This is a genomic window from Mucilaginibacter sp. Mucisp86 (genome assembly GCF_047324315.1).
Taxonomy (GTDB): Bacteria; Bacteroidota; Bacteroidia; order Sphingobacteriales; family Sphingobacteriaceae; genus Mucilaginibacter.
In genome coordinates, this window is the sequence record NZ_CP168503.1 from 1158257 (window position 1) to 1180025 (window position 21769).

The 21769-nt window shown below is 43.2% G+C and carries 11 protein-coding genes; 2 read left to right on the forward strand and 9 right to left on the reverse strand.

What is annotated here, in order from left to right; all coding sequences use genetic code 11:
* Positions 1 to 4 precede the first annotated feature (4 nt).
* Positions 5 to 1408, reverse strand: a complete 1404-nt coding sequence (locus ACEN9X_RS04725) for a TolC family protein (protein ID WP_413669316.1) — start codon at positions 1406 to 1408, stop codon at positions 5 to 7.
* Between the two features lie 89 nt (positions 1409 to 1497).
* On the opposite strand from ACEN9X_RS04725, the gene ACEN9X_RS04730 reads away from it, so the two are divergent.
* Together ACEN9X_RS04730 and ACEN9X_RS04735 are read left to right on the forward strand one after the other, a co-directional pair.
* The gene (locus tag ACEN9X_RS04730) at positions 1498 to 2448 is read left to right on the forward strand and encodes a LysR family transcriptional regulator (protein ID WP_413669317.1); all 951 of its coding nucleotides are present in this window, start codon (positions 1498 to 1500) and stop codon (positions 2446 to 2448) included.
* Positions 2402 to 3652, forward strand: coding sequence for a glycosyl hydrolase family 8 (locus ACEN9X_RS04735; RefSeq protein WP_413669318.1), 1251 nt, complete (start codon positions 2402 to 2404; stop codon positions 3650 to 3652). Before ACEN9X_RS04730 ends, ACEN9X_RS04735 begins: the two co-directional genes overlap by 47 nt.
* 108 nt (positions 3653 to 3760) lie before the next feature.
* On the opposite strand, the gene ACEN9X_RS04740 is transcribed toward ACEN9X_RS04735, so the two are convergent.
* The 8 genes from ACEN9X_RS04740 to ACEN9X_RS04775 form a co-directional block, all read right to left on the reverse strand.
* Complete coding sequence (locus ACEN9X_RS04740; RefSeq protein WP_413669319.1) at positions 3761 to 5071, reverse strand: flavin monoamine oxidase family protein; 1311 nt, start codon at positions 5069 to 5071, stop codon at positions 3761 to 3763.
* Between the two features lie 224 nt (positions 5072 to 5295).
* Positions 5296 to 8085, reverse strand: coding sequence for a glycoside hydrolase family 2 protein (locus tag ACEN9X_RS04745; RefSeq protein ID WP_413669320.1), 2790 nt, complete (start codon positions 8083 to 8085; stop codon positions 5296 to 5298).
* A gap of 278 nt (positions 8086 to 8363) precedes the next feature.
* The gene (locus ACEN9X_RS04750) at positions 8364 to 9920 is read right to left on the reverse strand and encodes an FG-GAP repeat domain-containing protein (protein WP_413669321.1); all 1557 of its coding nucleotides are present in this window, start codon (positions 9918 to 9920) and stop codon (positions 8364 to 8366) included.
* Between the two features lie 17 nt (positions 9921 to 9937).
* Positions 9938 to 11503: an FG-GAP repeat domain-containing protein gene (locus tag ACEN9X_RS04755; protein WP_413669322.1), complete on the reverse strand. Its 1566-nt coding sequence runs from the start codon at positions 11501 to 11503 to the stop codon at positions 9938 to 9940.
* A 15-nt stretch (positions 11504 to 11518) separates the two neighbouring features.
* Complete coding sequence (locus tag ACEN9X_RS04760) at positions 11519 to 12841, reverse strand: vanadium-dependent haloperoxidase (RefSeq protein WP_413669323.1); 1323 nt, start codon at positions 12839 to 12841, stop codon at positions 11519 to 11521.
* A 10-nt stretch (positions 12842 to 12851) separates the two neighbouring features.
* Positions 12852 to 16466 carry a VCBS repeat-containing protein gene (locus ACEN9X_RS04765; protein ID WP_413669324.1) on the reverse strand — a complete coding sequence of 1205 codons (3615 nt, stop codon included), beginning with the start codon at positions 16464 to 16466 and terminating at the stop codon, positions 12852 to 12854.
* A 77-nt stretch (positions 16467 to 16543) separates the two neighbouring features.
* On the reverse strand, positions 16544 to 18322 hold the full coding sequence (locus ACEN9X_RS04770) for a RagB/SusD family nutrient uptake outer membrane protein (protein ID WP_413669325.1): 1779 nt from the start codon (positions 18320 to 18322) through the stop codon (positions 16544 to 16546).
* Between the two features lie 25 nt (positions 18323 to 18347).
* A complete protein-coding gene (locus ACEN9X_RS04775; protein ID WP_413669326.1) occupies positions 18348 to 21569 on the reverse strand; it encodes a SusC/RagA family TonB-linked outer membrane protein in 3222 nt (1073 codons plus the stop codon).
* Between the last annotated feature and the right edge of the window lie 200 nt (positions 21570 to 21769).

The following is a 21769-nucleotide window of genomic DNA, read 5'->3' on the forward strand; positions in this document are numbered from 1 at the left end:
ACTGTTAAAAATTATTGATGAATAACCCAAAATCGCCGGTGGCAGCCGATTTGAACAGCAATGCCTGCCATACGTTGTTAAGGGCTATATATTTGTCAACCTCGGCCCGGTTAAGGGTATAAAGCGCCTGTGTAAAATCAACTATGTTTGATAGTCCGTTTTTATACAGTGTATATTTTTGAATGTAAGCGTTATTTGCGGCCGAAACTTCAACCGGTACTTCGTTTACATTTTTAAGGGCATTGCCTATGCGTGTTTCTGCAAGTGTACGCTGTGCTTCCAGTTGCTTATCAACCAGTTCGTAGTCGTTTTTCAATTGCTCTGATGTGAACTTTTGTGATTGAACCTGGTAGTGGGTCCTGAAAACGCTGGTAAAGTTCCAAACCATGCCAATACCAAACAGATAGTTATAACGGGTAGGGTCAACACCTGCGCCGTAACTGCTGGTATAACTTGATTGATCAACACCATAGTCTGACTTAAAGCCTGAGCCCCTGCCCTGGTAAACACCAAACAAGCTAAAGGTAGGCAAGGCAAAGGTGCGAAGGTATTTAGCCTGCTGATCGCTCACATTCACCCTGTTTTGATAAAACTTTAAAGTTGGGTGATCGGTTGCAGCAACAGCACTTAAAGCTTCCAGGTTGGTTGGCTGTTTGGTAATGAAAGCGCTATCCAGCTGAAACTCCTGTGCCGGAATACCTAAGTAAATAGAAAGCTGATTGCTTTGGTCCTGCACAGTTTGCTGTGAGTTGGTTAAAGCAATCTTGGCGTTAGATACTTCGGCATTAGCCAGTGATGAATCCACTCCCGGATTTAAACCGTTCTTTACGCGGGCAACCACTACTTTTTGTAAGTCCATAGCGCGGTTAAGGTTATCCTGCTGCGCCTTGGCAAGCTGCTGTGCTGCCAATAGATTTAGATACGTAGCTGCAACGCGTACCTGGTGCTGAAATTGCTCCTGTGCAAGATCAGTTTCGTCGCGCGATACGATGGTTTTCTGTACGCCGATCCTTTGCTTTGATCTGCCGAAGGCGAAAAAATCCCAGCTAACGTTGGTTAAATACAGAGCGCCAAAAGCGGCGTTCCAGTTCTGTTTGGCCAAAGCTGGCCCCGATGAGGATACCGACAGGCCACGATAACCATACGATGGTCCGTTTTGGCCGTTCACTGTTCCGTAGTCCTGCTGCGCGGAAAAATTTACGTCCGGCAGATACTCCGTTTTTGTTTCTTTGAGGTATGCCTTAGAGGCGTTAAGCTGGTTTGCCTTCGACTTGATGGAAGCATAGTTAGCAAGGGCCATTTGTTCAGCATCCTTAATGGAAAGGACTTTTTGCTGAGCTTGTACGTGTAAGACATATGAAACACTCAAAAAAAACAGGAGTAATTTTTTTGAATTTGTGTTTAACATGAGGTGTATTTTATACACAGCAAATGTATACCTATATGATTCATGAAAAAAATGAATTAATTTTGTGTAAATCATTAGCAAAACTAATAATGAATATTGCATTACATCATTTCAGGTTAGTTGATACCATTTCAAAAGAGGGTTCGCTGACCAAAGCAGCAAGCGCTTTACACCTAACTCAATCGGCCCTGAGCCACCAGTTAAAAGAGCTGGAGAAGGAGCTGGATATTGAGGTGTTCCATCGCCAGGGAAAGAAGCTTCAGCTTACCGAAGTGGGCTATCGTTTCCTACGAAGTTCGGAAAAAATATTGGCCGAAATACGCACGCTTGAAGAAGATATTAACAACTATAAAAATGGCAAAACCGGCAAGCTAAATATCAGTATGCAATGCTATACGGCATACCACTGGCTGCCCGGCGTAATCAAAGATTTTAAGAGCCAATGGCCTGATATTAACATAAATATAGTTTCGGATGCCAGTCGCAGGCCACTCGAATATCTCATGCGCGGCGATCTTGATCTGGGCATTGTGCGCACTCAAATGGTGAACACACAAATCGTTTACGAACCCATTTTTGAAGACCGCCTGATAGCCATTTTACCGGCCGATCACCCACTGGCAAAAAAGGCGATTATTGACATCTGCGACTTCCAGGATCAGGAGTTAATTCTGGCGCTTTATGACCCCTCATACCAGGAGACTCCGATCATCGAAACACTCATCCAGGAGCAGCATGTAAAGCCCAAAACATTGAGCCGGATCCACTACACCGATGCCACTATTGAGATGGTAAACGCGGGCCTCGGAATTAGCGTTATGGCCGACTGGATTGTGAAGCCATACCTGCCCGGTAAACACATTGTTACAAAACCGCTGCATCACAGCATAGCAAAACGCACCTGGTACGCCGCTACCTGTAAGGATACACCGGCAATTCAGAACTTTTTGAGCTGCCTCAAGAACCATTTCTGCAAAACCGAAATGCTGTGTAATGAATTTGACGACGTTGCCGCTTACCCCGAACTACGTGCGATATAGCCTGCTGCTATTTTCGATATTTATCATGAACGGCCTTCATGCACAGGTTGCATTAAGGCCGTTTCCGCAACATAGCAGGTATACGGCTGGTACTATTAAGCCTAACCACCTCAACCAGCAACAACTGGATAAACAAGTAACCACTTTTTACGATCAGTGGAAACACCGGTATATAAAACCCGGCTGCGATAAAGACCAGTTTTACGTTTGGTTCGAAAAACCTGGCAAAGAGTGTGTATCCGAAGGGCAAGGCTACGGCATGGTGATTACCGCACTTATGGCCGGTTATGATCAACAGGCAAAAACCGTTTATGACGGCTTGTATAACTATTACAAAGCCCATCCAGCCAAAGCATCTCCTTATTTAATGGCCTGGGCCCAGCTAAAAAACTGCAAAAACCACGACCGGGATGCTGCCACCGACGGCGATATGGATATAGCATACTCCCTTCTGTTAGCTGATAAGCAATGGGGAAGCAAAGGCCATATCAACTATCTGCAGGAAGCTAAAAACACAATGACTGCAATTATGCGCTATGAGATCAACTCTAAAACATATTCTGTTTTACTGAGCGATGGCAGCGATGGAGATAGCGAAGACTATTATGACATGCGCGCATCTGATTTTATGCCTTCCAACTTCAAAGCATTTGAAACCGCATCAAAAACCGGCAAATGGCAAAAAGCCATCGACAACAATTACCGGCTCTTTAATTATCTGCAAAAAACTTATAGCCCAGACGCCGGCCTGGTGCCCGATTTTATCAGAGGTATAAACGCCAAAGCCAGCCCTGCCCAGCCAAACTACATGGAATCAAAGTATGATAGCTATTATAACTACAATGCGTGCCGTGTTCCATGGCGCATAGCTACTGATTATTTATTATATGGCGATAAGCGCGCAAAAGCTTTTGTAACCCCGATAAACAGATGGATCAGGCAAACTACCAGTGGCAACCCTGATAATATTTCGGCCGGGTATACGCTTGAAGGGAATGATATTAAAGGGAGATACTTTGAAGCGCTGAGCTTTATAGCGCCATTCGGTGTATCAGCAACGGTTGATCAAAGTAACCAGCAATGGCTTAATAAAGTTTGGGACTATCTGGTGGCCTTTAAACTGAAGGACTACGATTATTACGATAATACCATCAAGATACTGGATATGATCATAGTGAGCGGGAATTATTGGAAGGTTGAATAAGCGCGCTATCTTCTTCATGTCATTGCGAGGAACGAAGCAATCGCACGGAAGCATGTCCGCCCTGTAAAGCATGCGATTGCTTCGTTCCTCGCAATGACATATTTTTAATTACTCATACCCCAATAACATTTCAGCAGCCCTCAACCCACTGGTAAGTGCTGCTTCAACAGTTCCCATAGCTGTACCTTCATACAGGTATTCGCCGGCGAAAAACAGGGTATCACCGATTGGATGACTTAAGATCTTCCTTGCCCCGGCTGTTTCAACGGTATCATAACTATATGACCCGCGCGCGAATGGGTCCACTGTCCAGTTGATTACATTCCAGGTGAGGAGTTTTTCTTTCAGCCTCGCAATAGCTATCTTAAAAATATTGGAGATGGAGCCAAGCGCTTCTATCAAAACATCCTCGTCGCTGGTATTTAAACGTGCAGCTGCTGGCGGACCACCTAACCAACCGGTGAGCAGTGGGCGATGTACAGGCATCTGAGTCCACCAAACCGGGATGGCTTCGTTTGAAAACAGGAAACCCATATCTTCCAGATCGGCACCGGTCATTTTCCGGGTTTCATCGCTGTACCAAAATGCCTCATCAAACTCAAGCAAAACTTTGATTACAGCACCAAAACCAAGTGCTTTAAGAGCATTCACATAATAATCAACCGGAGGATCAAAACTCAATGTACCTTTCAATCCGGCTTCAGCCTGTAAAATTCCAAGTGGTACGGCCACAAGAAATTGCCGGGCCTGGTAAGTTATCCCGATATCAGTGCTTACCGTAACATGGTGTTTTCCCCAATCAATATCTTTTGCAACAGCATTAAGGTAGATATGCCCGCCTGCCTGCTTAAACTCATTTGCCAGGTAACTGATCAGCACACAATAACCACCTTCTACACGGTACTGTGCATCCTCATGCTCATTTTGCCACTCTTTACGGATAGAAAACGCGCTCGCTTTTTTAGGATCGGCGTTGTCATAGCCAGATACATAACCCCGTACAGATTCACGGAGACCTGCATATTTTTCGCCTGAAAACTCCTGCTGCATGAATTCATCAATGCTCATATCATGTTTCAGCTGCATAATACTTTCCAGGAATTCATCCCAATGTTCAATTACATGCCCTTCGGCCAAAAACTTTCCGTCATCATATTTCCACATAGAGGCCGAGGCCGGGGTATATTTAATGCCGGCTTCATTAAGCAAACTTTGGGTAACCGGTAAATCGCCATGAATAAATTCGGCGCCCAGCTCTGCTGGCTCTAAAGAGGTACCATGTTCCAACGTATGGATCCGGCCGCCGAGCCGGTTACGTCCTTCAAGCAACACAACATTCTTTCCCGCTTTAGCAAGCGTACGGGCCGCCATCAAGCCTGCCGCTCCCCCTCCTATGATAATTACATCCGTATTTTCCATATGCAAAATGTGTAGGGCAAGATAAGCAGATTTTTAAAGCAGAACCTGTATAGCAAGTCATTCTTAAACAAAATTTAACTTTAAAAATGGTTAGGCACAAGTCACCTCATTCACAATCAACCACACAAGACTTGCGCCAAGTACAGGATGATTTTGGGCATTAGATAAAATAACGAAGGCCAGACAAAATACCCGGCCTTCATTGTTACATATTATTAAAAGTTTTACTGTAAAGCTATTACCTGCTTATCCAAATTCCAGCCTTCAAGCAGCACCGTTGGTTTTACCGTGCCCAGTTTAGCTACCGGGGCGCTAACCGATACCGTGATACTTTCATGTGGCGCCAGGCTAAAATAATTACCTGTCCAGTAGCTTGGCATTACCTCTTCACCGTTTTTCATCAATTGCGGGCGGACAAAGAATGCCAATTGATTGGAGTTATTGGTAAACTGCATAGTCCATTTGTTTTCGCTTACTCCTTTTTCAGCTTTGATCACCTTGCCCTGCACCTGTGCATGTTTCATATCGTTCAAGGAAGTAAAGTCATCAGTGGCCGATAACCAGTAAACATTATGCGATACCGTTTTGCCTGCCACATTAGTCAGGTTCAACACCACGAAACTTACAGCTTTGGTAGCGGCAAGTGCATCTTTGAGCTGGATCACTTCCTTAACACCAGTTTGCGCTAATCCTACATTGCCAACTTTTTCCGATTTGATCAGCTTGCTGTTAATATCGTAAATATCGGCCGTTGCAGTTAAGTTGCCGGTTGCGTGATGTGTACGATTGATGATCGCTATTGACGAATTATCATAATTATATTGAATGTGAATTGGTTCACAGGCATTTTGCATGGTGTAGTAGCCTGCGTTAGGTTCCAGGTACCAATCGTAGATCTGCCATATTACACTTGGCAACGCCGCATTCAACTTCCAGAGCATTACGCCACCGGTTTCGTTCAGTTTGTGACCATCGGCTTCAAAAATGCCCTGGTACCCTACAGCGTTCATAAGCTGCATCTTGTCGGAGAAATTAACGATGCTGCTTGGCTTGCCATACCTTTTTGCCATTTCCTCATAGTATTTATCATACTTGCCTGCCCCTGTAGCTGCGTCATGATAACCCCATGAATTGTTGAGCGGGAACGGCAAATTGGTATCCCAAACCAAATTAGGAATGATTTTTGGCAGGGTTGTATAAGGCGGCTGAGAGGGTAAACCTGTTTCGTCTTTAAATACCCAATCTTTAGCCGCATCCGCCAGTTTATAATATTCTTTAGGATCTTTCCAATCATATGGGCCGCCGCTATAAACACCTGACGACATATCATCAGGCCATGAACCCTTCCAACCGGCAGGCAGTTTGGCAAAACCCGATGAGCTTGGAATGAACGGACGCGTGCCATCTAAACTGATGATATCATTGCGCATTACGTCATATAACTCTTTACGGGCATGCCCCTCATTACCACCTGTCCATACCAATAAGCTTGGGTGATTACGGATACGATAGATGGTACTTTCTACGTTTTTAATAAACACGTTACCTTCTAACGGCCAGTCCGGCGAACCTTTAAATTCGCCCTGGGTATCGCCGGTGATCCAAAAGTCTGACCATACCATCTGCCCGTACTTATCCGCAGCATTCCAGAAAGCATCCGGCTCGGTAACGCCGCCACCCCAAATACGCACCAGGTTTACGTTAGCGTTACGGCACAGGTGCATCTCATAATCATAACGGGCCGAATCGCGGTTTACCATCATATCCGGTACCCAGGCACCGCCTACCAAATGCACTTCTTTACCATTTACATAAAACTTACGGCGCACAAAACCATTGGCTGTAGTTTCGGCTTTTGAAGCCACCTTACGGATTCCAAATACAAAAGTGGTATCATCGCTTACGGTCGCTCCTTCAGCATATTGAAGGCGAATACGGTACAGATTTGCTTTACCATAACCATTAGGCCACCATAATTTAGGCTGACGGATCATCAGCTGGTTAATCTTATCGGCATTTAACTCAACACCTTTTTCCGAACCGCCGGGTACAACCACAGGCTGACTAAACTGTACAGGCGCACCAACAAAGTTTTCGGGCTTGATGCTAACAGTTAGCTTACCGCCATGCGTTGCCGCGGTATTGTTGGTTAGCGTTAAGTTTAATGAAAGTTTAGCTATACCTGTGTCGGGCAGGTTTGGCAAATCTGTAACCAGTTTTGGTCTGCCGATAGTTACCGCACCACTTGTGCGCAGAAAAACAGGCTGCCAGATACCCATATTACGGTCGCGCACCGGCGGGATCCAGTCCCAGCCCGATGAACAAAGCATGGTAACGTTTTTCCCGATATCTCCTGTAGGGCCGCCATTTTCGTAAAACGGACCGAGGGCCTTCAACTGTTCCTTTGCGGGATAGCCCGGGTAATCAAGCGGGTAAATTTTTACGGCAAGTGCATTTTCAACACCTGGTTTAACAGCATTACTTACATCCAGGTTGTGTTCGGCAAACATACCGGCCATTTGGGTACTGTCGGCAATCTGCTTGCCGTTAAGCCATACAGCTGCCCGGTAGTTGATTCCCTTAAATATCAATTGGAAACGGCGGCCTTTATCTGCAGCCGGCACTTTAAAAGTAGTGCGGTACCAATATGGCTTTTTCCATGGATTAGGATCGTTAGGCAGATGGCTATATTGCTCCAGGTTATATTCTTTATTAAACTGGTCGGAGGCATCGGGGATCAGCATATTATTAAGGCCCTGATATGGGTCGGGATAAATGTGATTAGCCACCAGCCCGGTAAGTACCGTAGAGGGTACTTTTACAGGGAACCAATATACCGGCGAGTGGTATTGTGTACTGGAAAGTTCGGTGCCAGATGCACTTACCAACGCCGATGATTGCAGATCGAAATTGCTTAATTTAACTTGTTTTACAACTCCTGATTGTGCCGATACAAAGGTGGGCAAAAAGCAGGCAGTTATTACGCTTAAAGCAGAGCGGATACTTTTGTTCATTTAGTATATCAATAAATAAGTGTGGTAAAACTACTTAACATACAACCAGATACAGCTGTACTTATTTATCAATTTGTTGTACAAATGATACGTTTTGGGGCTTTAGTAAAACAATTTACCGGTTTGCTATCACATCTCCCCGTCCTTATAAAAAGTTTAGCGGCAATATTGCGTTAAAAAGCAAACCCATGTTAAGCGCTCGTTACAAACGAGCGCAAGAAAGCATATGTTTGTGAGGACACAAACACCGGAGTTAGGCAATAGCGTGTGTAATAATTTTACTTCCGAATAGTTTTATTCTGCAGCACAATGATAGGCTCGTACAGGTCCCAGTTGGGTTTATAATCCTTTTGGTTCATGAGGCCCTGTGCTCCTACCGAAAAATTGCCCAAAACAATATCGGTATCGCCATCGCCGTCAATATCACCGGCGTCCATCGAGATCCACCGGCCTAATAAATTAATGGGGACTTCGTGGACTTTAAACTTGCCGGGACTAACCTGCTCATGATAGGTGAAACCCTCGGTGGGGTGATATTTATAATCCGGGAAAAAAGCAATCACAGCCAAATCAAAATCACCGTCTTTATCAAAATCGGCGGCTATTGCTTTTGAGCAACCATTAATGTGGTAAAAATAAGTTTGCTTAAATTTCCAGTTACCCTGGTTGGTAAAAATGTAAACCCCATGATATGGTTTAAATATGGGTGAATAATCGTTATTATCACCACAGGTGTACACAATATCAAGTTTGCCATCGTGGTTAATGTCAACTAATTGAAAACTGCTCGAGCCATAAACAGAGGGGAAATGCATGATATTTTGAGTAGTAAAGCCTCCCTGTTTATCATTTAAAAAGAGCCAGATCCCTTCATCGGCCTGGGCAAACAGACAGGCAATATCGGGCCAGCCATCGCCGTTAAAATCGCCGGTATAAACTATTTCCGGCCCGGGAACTGCGCGAATAATCTTTCTTTTAAACGTATGATTGGCCTGCTGCTGCAACAGGAACAAGCCGCCCCGGTCACGACCGAAACCGCAGCTTACATAATCCATCAGGCCATCTTTGTTAAAATCGGCTGCTGCGCTTTTAACCGGGCGTGGCAAGCTATCGGCCATTAAAGTGGTGTCTTTTGTCTTTTTGTCGAGATTAATATGTGTTAATGTTCCCTTGAGTTGATCGTTCGGCGGAAGAATCCCGATACAAGTGATTACGGCGCTGTTGGGTTCCGTTGCGGATTGATAAAACACGGCATCCGTTATGGGCGAATGGAACTTTTTAACCAGGGTAGCGCTGAGGTCACTATTCCAACGGTAAAGTTTGTTGCCGGCATCGCCTGTATAAAAGTGCTTATCAACATCGTTAAACTTAAGCATAGTGGTCATGGCCTCTCCCGAGTTGATATCGACATTAGCAGGCCTTTTTACCGAAAATATAGCCGAATCGGATACAGCATCAGGCTTAGGAATTTTTAGCTTTTTGGGTGAGGCATATCGGTAATAAACAACAATCTTTGTCCAGTCGGCAAGTGAAAGCGCGGCCCTCGACCCGGCTATATACTGATCCATAAAAGGGCGCATGCCAAGTTTTGTCCCCATGGCAGGCAGGATATACTTATCCCAGGTAGCGCTATCCAATAAAGAAGCATCGGGTGGTTCATGGCAACTTCCGCAATGTTGAAAGGCTGTTTTTTTTGCATCGACCAAAAGCTCTTCGTCGGTCGGTTCGTTATCGCCGCAACTCTTCCATACTACTACTACAATCACAACAAACAGTGCTGTTACCAACAACAGTATATTACGTCTTTTTACCTTCACCCCTCCTGCTTTCCTCATTTACAATTTGGTACAGCTTATTTTTTGGTATGATTTTCCAATACTATCAGCGGCAGGTGCTGATCCCAGTTAGGTTTAAAACCATCCTGAAACATAAAACCATCAGCATAATTACCTAATACAAGGTCGGGTTTGCCATCCTTGTTAAGGTCGGTCACTTCCATGCACATCCAGTGACCAAGCTGACTGATCGGTAAAGCATGAGGCTTGAAATCAAAAGGCCTATCTTGTTCAAAATAAATAAACTCTTCGGCAGGCGTATTTTTCATATCGGCGAAGAAAGCTATCGTTGCTATATCGATATCACCATCGCCGTCAAAATCGGCAGCAATTGCTTTTGTACAGCCATTTATGGGGTAAAACCAGCGTTGTTTAAAGTTCCAGTCGCCGGTATTGGTAAAAATATATAAACCGTGATATGGTTTCAGGATCCGCGAATCGCGGTAGTTATAGCCGCAGGTTAGTACCAGATCAAGTTTGCCATCATGATCCATATCAACCAGTTGAAAGCTGCTTGAACCATATACCGGCGGAAAATGCAGCAGGTTCCTCAGTGTAAAACCTCCTTTTTGATCATTCAATAATAACCAAAGGCCCTCATCGCCGCTTCCTGTCAGAAGCATTACATCTGTCCATCCATCATTATTAAAATCGCCGGCTAAAGCTTGTGCAGCACCTGGCTTATCATAAATAGTTTGCTGCTCATAAGTATGATCTTTATTTTGCTTAAGCAGATAAACGCCGCCTTTAAACTTACCCTGCCCGCAAACCACAACATCCTGTAAACCATCTTTATTAAAATCGCCGGTTACGGTACCCACAGGGCGGGGCAAGTCAGATGCTATATAAGTTTGATCGTTGTTAACGTGCTGTGCATCAAGGTTCACCTTAACTACCTTGCCATTTGGAAAATCAATTGGCGCCATACGGCCAATACAGGAAAAAAAGCCCACATTGTTGCCAACACTATCCTTACCAAAACTAACCCCAACTGCCGCCGAAGGCAGTTTTGCCAGGGAGTCCATTTTTAAATTACTGTCCCAGGTATTCAATTTTTCATCTACCGCATCGGCACTGTACATACGCCCGGTAGCTGCATTGGTGGCCAGCATAGTGGTAAAAGCAACGTAATTGACCGGTGCGGGCTTTTTAAGCGTAAAACCAGCCCAATCATTTATTAGGGGGATAGGCTTTTTAGCGGGTAATAAAGTATCCGGCGCTGCTTTTTTATAATAGGCTAATATGGCTGTCCACTCGGCGATGGTAGCACCAGTGGTATCCAACGGATCATTTTTATAGTACGACGAGCCCCCATATGTTGAAATATGCAACAGCGGAGCCATATTAACCAGCGCATGATTAAGCCAAACATCTTTGGGCAGCGCATCAACCGGCACTAACGAATGGCAGCGGGTGCACTTTAATTGTACCAGATTTTTGCCGTCGACTATAACATCGCCGGTAAATTTGTAAGGTTGATATGCCGGCTTACGCTTGCAGCTATTTATAAGCGTTAAACCAGCCAGTAATGCAGAAAATGAAAAAAGGTATGATATGGTTAATAAGCTCTTTTTAAAAATCATAAAATAGCCCGGTCCTTAATTTTTAAGTTTTAATTTTTTCCAGATGTATTCGCCTACCTGTTTACCTTGAACTGCACCCTGATTAACGCTATTGCGGAAGTGAATCCCGCCGTAAAACCTGCTTATTGAAGTTTCGTCGGCAGCTTTCAAAAATGAGTCGAAATGGCGCTGCATACCTATATAACGCAAATCGCTCGTATCCTGGTAAGCAAAGTTATCGCCAAATAAATGCGTAAGTACCACGGCTGATGCACCGCTGATATCGCTATGCCCACTTGGGTATTCGGGGAATGGCGGCGTTTGCAGCATCGGCAGCCAGTCGTGATCAATTTTATCGTTGATGATGGTTACCGGCCTTATATAATTAGTTTCATATTTAACCTGCCAGCCGCAAATAAAGGCATCAAACAAAGCAATTGAGGTAAGCGCATAGGCCTGGGCAGTTTTTACAACATCGGCGTGAGTTTGCTTGCAGGCAATTGCGGTTACGCCAATCCAATGACCACCGGGGGTAATTTTTTTGTTGGCAAACATCATGTGGCCGTTATGCTCAATAACAAATGGATTATCGTCCCAGAACTTTGCAATAGTTTTTTGCTCGGGCGTAATGTTTTTGCTTTGGTTATATACCTCCATTGTTTGTTTAAAATACTCGCTGTTTTTGTCCTCACTAAAAGCAGGTGGCGGCGGTAACGGAAACATGGTTGAGGTGTCAACGGCGAAAGTATGCATAGTACCCCAGCAAAATTCAACGCCATCCAGGTAATCGGGAGGGGTAGGATGCCAGTTACCGGGATTATCGTTGCCTAAAAACCTTGGCTTGCCACGGGTTTGGGGATAATTATCAACCGCCGCCCTTTTTAAAATGTATTTGCCAATTTTTTCGCCAAATGCCATTGAGCGGGCATAGGTTGAATCGTCCAGGTTATCTTTATACATGGCATAAACCTTAGCCTCATATTTTTTGAGCGAATCGATAGAAAAGGTAACCTTGTGGGCAACTGCAAAAAAAGCAGATGTAGCTGCAAGCGTGTAATTATATTTCACCCCGGCCTTTGGTTCGGGAGGTTTGCCAAAGCCCCGTAACTGGGCTGTAATTGAATTATACCCAGGGCTCGAATAACGGATAGCTTCATAAGCCGCCAGTGAAGTATAACCATAGATACGGCTTGCAACCGGAGGGCTGAATACATCATAAATAATAACCTGCGTAAGCTGATCAACATTATTGTGAATAACATCAGCATCTTTAATCAGGTTTATCTTTTTAGGTTTACTTCCGCAACCTAAAATAAGGGCACAACCTGCAAGGGCTACAAATATCTTAAAGCATCTCATTTATAATAGTTTAGTTAATTGGTACATCCCGGTGATGGCCATAGCTGTCGGTTATGGTTACCGATGCCATGTTATCATCAATATTAATGAATCTGCCCGATTGCGACAAGAAAGAATTGCCATTATAAAACTCCTGTTTAGCGGTTTTACCATTTTTGTATTTTATAGTTGCAAATGCATCAAGCGGCTGCAGGTTATACGTTTTAACAGGCCTTTTCAGTTCAAATAACTTCATAGCGTCACGGTTTTGCGTGGCGGCCAACAAGTAACTGCCGCCGGCCCCTTTAAGTTTAACCAGGGCCTTGCCATTGCCTGGTATGTAAATACCGCTTTGCATAATACTAAGTGGTTTAAAGCCTCCTTTGCCATCGCCTTTAAGCAGTAAACCATTAAAAGCATCGTAACGGCCGGTTGCTACTTCAGTTCCGTAGTCATTACCATTCAATGCAACGTCAAGATTGCCATCACCATCAAAATCATCAACAGTAATGCCGCATAGTTCTGACATCTGCGCTTCAACCGGCAACGGAATAGCCGTAAACTTCCCTCCGCCATCATTACGTAAATAAACCGACTGCAGGTAGTTTACTTTTAACCGGATAGCACCTTCACGCATTTTTGGCGTTATCACCGAATCCATAGTGGCTGTAGCAAACGAGCGGTAATTTTGGAACTTGATGCGCATACTAATCATTTGCTTCACAATATCATCGCGACCGAAAGCCGGAAACTCCTGGAGCTTTCCATCCTGATCTTTCAGGAAAACAGACGGGAAAGCATCATAGCTGCCGTTCTTGTCAAAATCCTTGGCCGTAATATAAATCGGGTATTGATCGGTTGCTTTATAAAAAGTATTAAGGCCGGTATTACCCACAATATAATCTGTATCGCCGTCATGGTCAAAATCGCCGGAGGCAATGGTGTTCCACCAGCCAAGCATATTTTCAACGCCGGTGCTTTGTGTTACATTTTTGTATACGCCGTGATCATTTTTAAGGAAGGTGATCGGCATCCATTCACCGGTAAGGATCAAATCGGGCCAGCCGTCATTATTAAAATCGGTAAAGGTGGCATCGCAAACCAGGCCTATATTATTCAACTCCTTTGCTGCGGATGCAGATACATCAGTAAACTTAATAACTCCGTTTTTGCTATCGTTGCGCAAAATAAAGCTTGATACCGGTTTAGGATAATTCCAGGGCTCAACACGACCAGAAACAAACAAATCCATTTTACCGTCACGGTTTATATCCGCTGCTTTTACACATAGCTTGCTGGTGAGGTTTTTAGGCAGGGCATCGGGCTGTAGTTTAAAGTTTCCTTTGCCATCATTAACATAAAGCCTGTCCTGGTAATTTGACGAACCGGGTTCGCTTTCAAACCCGCCGCTGGCAACATAAAGGTCAAGATCACCATCGCCGTCGGCATCAAAAAGCAGCATACCTTCGTCCTTCACCCTTACAGGCGATATCATATGTGCCATATCGTTGGGGTTGCCAACCGCGATGATAGCTTTAGGCTGAGGCACTAAATCGCGTTGAATAAATTTACCGCTGGCCTGCTGTAATAGCAATTGAGCCGGATATTTGGTAGTACCACCAACTACCATATCGTCAAAACCGTTGCCATCTACGTCACCAACCGCTACAGCGGGTGTATATTCTGATAATTTGTGCGGAAGCAGCTTTTGAACGTTAAAATCAATATAATCCTGATCGTTATGTTTATAGGTTATTCCCGCCGATTTGGTTACATCTTTAAACAAACTGGTGTTATCAACAGAAGGTTGTTTGTTACTATAATCGAGCTTTGCATCGGCAATTTTAACCTGGAGTGTCTGATTTGTTTTAACGTTGGTAAGCACCTGTTTTTTACCATTGTCCCAACGGATCACTACCGAATCCAGCTTAGATACTTTACCTAAACCAAAATGAGCAATATTCTGTATGGTTGATAAATAACCACGGTAAGGTGTATTTTCATAGTACTGATGCTTGCCATGATCGTAATAAATATCGGCAAAGGCACCAAGACCGTTCAGATTTTTGGGGCTACCATGAAATTGTATATGTAAGTAGTTTCTACTGTTTATTGCACTTTTACGGGAAGTGTTTTTGTAGATGAATGCCTCGTCATTGATATTGTTAATAACCATATCCATGGTACCGTCATTATCCAGATCGGCATAGGCACATCCGTTTGAAAAAGAAGGAACACCAAGCCCCCAGCTTTTGGTTACGTCTTCAAACTGCACACCATTAGTATTGCGAAAGGCGTAGTTAGGTATTTTTACCACCGGGATCTGGTCAAGCACCTGCTGGGTTGACGCTACCGAAAAAGCCATCTGCCTGAAAGTTATAAAATCATGGTCGGTTACATCACGCGGATAGCCATTAGTTATGACAATATCGCGGTAGCCGTCATTGTCAAAATCAGTTATCATAGGTCCCCAGCTCCAGTCTGTTTGCCCAACACCGCTTAAAAACGCTACGTCACTAAAGGAAGGATCTCCAATGGAATCATTGCCACCAAGCCGCGGGCCGTTGTTTAATTGTAAAGTATTACGGGTATACTGGTACTGGTATTTATACCTGTCGAAATTTTGAAATATCTGGTAATTATTTGGTGGCATGAACATCTTTTTCCGGTAATTATCCTCGGGGTTCATGTCAACCTCAAAAACATCCGCGAGACCGTCGTTGTTCACATCCTCAATATCCTGGCCCATGGAGCTAAATGCGGTATGTTTAAAATACTCCTGTACCTTATCGGTAAAGGTGCCATTGCCGTTATTGATGTATAAAATGTTATCGGTTAAAAAATCGTTGGTTACGTAAATATCTTTCCAGCCATCGCGGTTAATATCTACTATGGTGGCAGCATGACCGTAGCCTTCAGTACCAATGCCCGCCTGTTTGGATACATTGGTATAAACCGGATGTTTTAATACCGGGTTCCAGTCGCAACGATAAAGCTGCCCTGTGCTTCGGTGGGTGCCGTTTGTAATTATCGGCCTGAAAGTGCTTTGATTATCACCCGCCACGGCCTCGTTAACGGTGAGGTACATGTCCAAATCGCCATCGTTATCATAATCAAAAAACGATGCCATAGTTGAGTGAAGCCTTACATTAAGGCCGTACTCCTTAGCCATTTCTTTAAAGCGAGGTATACCGTCTTTACCTATTCCCTGGTTGATGTAAAGCAGGTTAGTGCGCTTAACCGAATCATCAAGCAAAGTATAGCACACATATATATCCATAAGGCCATCATTGTTAATATCAACAACAGCCACTCCCCTGCCCCAGCCACCGCTGCCGCCAACACCTGAGGTTGACGTAACGTCGTCAAACCTCATATCGCCTTTGTTAAGGTATAGCTTGTTTGATGTGGTATTGGCAACAAAGTAAATATCCTGCAGCCCGTCGTTATTAAAATCGCCGATACCTACGCCGCCGCCATTGTAAAGGTTAAGTTTGGTAAGCGGGTTTATGGCATCATTTTCAACAATTTTATTATTGAAGGTGATTCCGGAGTGTGAAGAAGGGATTTGTTCAAAAAGTGTTGCTTTTTTACAGGCACCAAATAAAACGGCAACCAGGCATACGAGGGGAAAGGTGTACTTCATTATTGGTTAGTAAACTATAAAAAAAGGTGGAGATAATTATCTCCACCTAAAGTTAAATATTTAAAATCGATGGTTAATTAATAACCTGGATTTTGTTTCAACACACCAGTACCTAAGGAAGCAGATAAATCTATCTGAGCTTGAGGTATTGGATAATATTCGTTCCTACCCTTAGTGAAGTGTGCACCAGTCAGCTGAGAGTTGATTTTAATATCATAGGCAAAGAAAGCGTTGATCTCATCTGCCATGCTTCCGGTACCTTGATCCCAGCGCTGTAAGTCGAAGAAACGCTGCCCTTCCATTGCCAATTCAAGTTTACGCTCAAAGTGAATAGCTGTACGTGCATAATTTTTATCAGCAAAAGCCCCTGCAGGATAAGGTTTAATTAAGTAATTATCGGCAGGCGTAGTTTTAACTGTGTACTCTGATTTTGAAGGGTCATAAGCAGAACCTTTATAAACCCACCATGAACTACCGGCAGCACGGGTACGAACCATGTTCACATAATCCAAAGCCTTATTAACATCCCCAACTTCAACTTCGGCTTCTGCAGCCATTAAAAGCACATCGCTCCAACGCATTAGGTTTACGTTATTTGAGGTAACTTCATTAGCTGCCCAATAGTTTTCTGTGCTTGAATTGGTGCCTTTTTCGGCCGATGAATAAACATTTTTACGTGGGTTGAAAACACCATCTGTAGGGTCACGGATCCAGCTTGCCGGAGGATTACCCCAGTCAAGATAAGGGATGTTAGGGCGGCCCATAGTGATATCGATACGAGGATCGACAGTACCGGTATATGGATTAGTTTTTCCGCTAACTAATTGACCATCATTAAAAGTAGTAAACAACGGCAGGCCATTTGCATCAGTTTTATATGAATTTGCCAGTGACTGAGAGGGATTAAACCAACCGCAGCATGCACCGGGGCCGCTGTTATAAGGGAAGTTAAGCTCATCACCGGTGTTACCATTGTTACCACCTGAGTTATCATTAACCGAAGCCTGTGCGGCAAATACCGATTCAGGGCTGTTTTTCTGACCAGCTTGAGGGCTAAAGTTTCTCTGAAAATTAACATTCAAAGCAAATTTGTTACCGTCACCTTTTACTCCATTAGCAATCAGATCGGTAAACAAAGTTTTGGCTTCAGTAAATTTGTGTTGAAACATTTTGGCCTTAGCCAAATAAGCTACTGCTACCCATTTATTGGCTCGGCCTTTTTGCGCTTGTGTAACCGGAATATTATCAATACCTGCTTGAAGATCAGCCTCAATATTTGGCCATATGTCTTTGTCATTAGGTATATTAGCCTGTACGTTTGTTGTAGCCGTTTCGTCAACATATGGAATCATGTTGTACATCTTTTTCAACTCCATATAGTAGTAACCTCTTAAAAATCTGGCTTCGCCTGTAATCCTTTTCGCATCATCAGCTGTAACATCTTTAGCTAAGGCAAGCGTACGCAATACATCATTTGCACGAGCTACGCCATCATAGCACAATGTATATTTTGAGGTTGTATAAGGGTTTGAAGTTGCCATGGTAAAGTTGCCTACGGGCAAAGCGTCATTACCACCGTCAGACGGTTCTGAGCCTTTGTAGGCATCACCCGCGGCAACGCTGCCGAACAGCCAGTTTGAACCGGCGGCATTAATACCACCGCCAATACCGCCCACACCATCCAATAACGAGTAAGTGCCAATTAATAAACTTTCAACACCCAGCTTATTTGCAACAAGCGAAGGACTAAGCGCTCTTTGAATCGGCCTGTTAAGGATGTCCTTCTGACACGCATACACCATACACATTGACAATATTGTCAATGGTACAATCAATTTCATTTGTAATTTTTTCATAACTTTTTATATGATATTATACGTATTAAAATGTGGCATTAACACCAATATTATATACTTTTTGGTTTGACGGGTAGTTACCAAAGTCGATACCAAAACTTGTGTTGCTTTGTAAATTTGATCCTTGAAGTTCCGGATCTAAACCACTGTATTTGGTTGCGGTGAACAGGTTATTTCCTAATAAATAAACTCTAAGTTTACTTATGCCCAAACTCTTGATTTTTGAACTTGGTATAGTATATCCTATAGTGAGTGATTTTAACCTAACATAGGTACCACTTTCCACATACCATGAATTAAAATTACCGGTATTATCTGCATTAGCAATGCGGGTTAAAACCGGTACAGTTGCCTTACTGTTATCGGCACCTGGTTTCCAAACTTTATCGCTCAATATATCTGCGCTTACGTTACCGGTAAACACCTGAGGGAAATAAGTCCAGTATTTAACGTAGTTAACCACTTTACCACCAAATGAACCATAAAGGAATGCGTTAAAATCAAAGCCTTTATAGTACATATTCAGGGTAAAACCGCTGGTAAATTTAGGATTAGGATTACCGATAAATGTACGATCAGCTGCGGTTATTTGGCCGTCACCGTTAACGTCTGCATATTTAAAGAAACCAGGCCGTGCGTTAACATCACTTGGTGAAGCAGCAATATCTGCAGCGTCTTTATATAATCCAATCACTTTGTAACCGAAAAACTCGCTCACCGGCTGACCAGGCTGTAACCGAACAAAGTTCTGCAAACGGGTTGAACCATTGCTGTTAAAATCGATATATTTTAACCCTCCTGTGAGACTTGTAACCTTGTTTGAATAATGGCTGAAGTTAAGACCTAAATCATATTTAAAATCACTTCCCACTGTGCCATGATACTGCACATCCAGGTCAATACCTTTGTTTAAGATATTACCACCGTTAAGGTAAGGTGCGTTAGGTACAGCAATGGCACTAATCAAAGGTGGTTGGAATAACAAGTTACTGATTGATTTCTCAAAATATTCAACCGAAAAGCTTAATTTGTTATTCAAAATAGTTGCGTCCAAGCCAATATTTTTTACTTTATCAGTTTCCCATGTAGTTGATATGTTACCTAACTGGTATTTATATAAACCAGTAATAGTCGAATTACCAGTACCCGTTATATCGTAGTTTGCATTACCATTTGATTTGGCGTACAAACTATATGCATTACTCGCCTGAGATTCAACACCAGCCAAAGAACCTAAAGTTCCGTAACCTGCGCGAAGCTTCAAATCGTTTAACCAGGTTGCGTTTTTAAGGAAATTCTCTTTTGAAAGCCTCCAACCCACGGTTGCCGATGGAAATACTCCCCATTGGTGACCGGGGGCAAAGAACGATGAACCGTCGCGGCGAAGAGTACCACTTACCAGATATTTATCATCAAAGTTATAATCTAACCTGCCAAACTGTGAGTAAAGGGTGTTGTTATAAAGTTGGTCAACCTTATTGGTTGGTGTACCGTCACCATTTTCAACAGTAACATAATTGGGATCAAATGTAAGGCTGTAAGTAGTGTTACCAGCTTGGATACCACGGCCATATTTAGTAACAGCCTCAGTACCTGCCAAAAACTGCACATTGTGTTTGCCAAATTGCTGATTATATTTGATTGTATTGGTCCAGGTATATTGGCTGTTATAACCTCCTACTTCTGTAAATGCATTATTGGTAGTATTACCTTCTGAGTTCTCATATGCAGTATTGGTAAAGTAGTAGTAGTAATAGTTATCTACAACACCACCAAAACTGGTACGAATAGTAAAGTGTTTCAGGAAATCAACTTCAGCGAAAATATTACCGGTAATATCCCAGTTATTGTTCCTGTCGTTCTTTTTACGTTCCTGTACAGCTACCGGGTTACTTGAGTTACCTAAGCTACCTGATCTTGTACCGGCAAAATTACCCATAATGTCATACACCGGAATTATAGGAGGTTGACGGTAGGTATATGATATAGCGTTACCTTCGTTTTGGTTATTTGAAAGATTTGGTGTTCTTTTATAAAATATGTAAGCATTTTCACCAACACGTACATGCTTACCAACATTAAATGCTGTGTTTGCCCTCACCGAATAACGTTTCATATAGGTATCGATAAGTGTACCTTGTTGATTGAAATAGTTAACCGACATCAGGAATGTTGATTTATCACTACCCCCGCTTGCTGTAATGTTATGGCTTTGGATGGGCGCCGGTTTAAATACCTCATGAAACCAGTCGGTACCCTGTTTATTGGCACGGGTGATCTGGTTGTCAGTAACTTTTGGATTTAACAAATAAGTTGATGGATCGGTCTTAGGATCGCCTTCGTGGGCGCCGGCAGGTGTAATATAATCAGGAATAGTCCAAGTACCTGTTTTATTAGGATCATACTGCGAATTACCGTTTAATGCATTTGCATTTTTGAACGATTCATAAATTGCTTCAACATATGTTTTGGTATCAGCAAGTTTAAACCCATCTTTTAATGGTCTTTGTGTACCATAATAGGCATCATAAGTAATGGTAGCAGCACCCGATTTTCCTTTTTTTGTTGTAACCACAACCACACCATTTGAACCACGAACACCATAAATAGAGGCAGATCCAGCATCTTTCAACACCTGGATAGATTCGATATCGTTAGGGTTAACATCATTTAATGATCCCTGCACTCCGTCAATAATAATTAATGGCGCGGTGTTGTAAATTGAGCTGATACCACGTACGTTCACCGAACTACCGCCGCCAGGGTTACCTGAGTTGATAACGGTTACACCTGCAGCCTGACCTTGTAGTAAAGAGGCAGTGTTACCTGAGGGCACGGTTTTTAAACTGGCAACATTTACTACTGCTACCGAACCGGTAATGTCCTTTTTACGTTGCGAGCTATAACCGGTTACCACTACCTCGTTCAGCGTGCTGCTACCTGATTGTAGTGTAACCCGAAGGTTTACATCGGTACCCACCTTAACTTCGGCACTTTGATAACCGATGTAAGATACTACCAGCGTATTGCCCGGGCTTAGGCTTAAGGTGAAATCACCGTTAACATCAGTTACAGTACCTGTACTTGTACCTTTGACGCGTATAGAAGCGCCAACAATAGGTAATTTATCGTCGGAGCCGATAACTTTACCTTTGTACTTTGTTTGGGCTGTAACTACCAATGAAGATACCAGGCAGCATAGCAGCAGGCCCAAGTACCTTCCTTTTAGGAGTAAACTTTTAAACATGAGATTGAGATTTAGTTGATTAATATATTTGATTTAAGCTTTTAAGTCGATAATTGGTGGGTTATGTTTTAAAATGAAAAATTGCATACTTGCGGGCAACCGGTTTTAACGGGGCAGTTGTGAGATGGGCCCTGTTAAACAGATTAATTGAAGATGAAGCGCTGGAAAGTGAAAAATGTAAAGGTTTTATCATATGATCT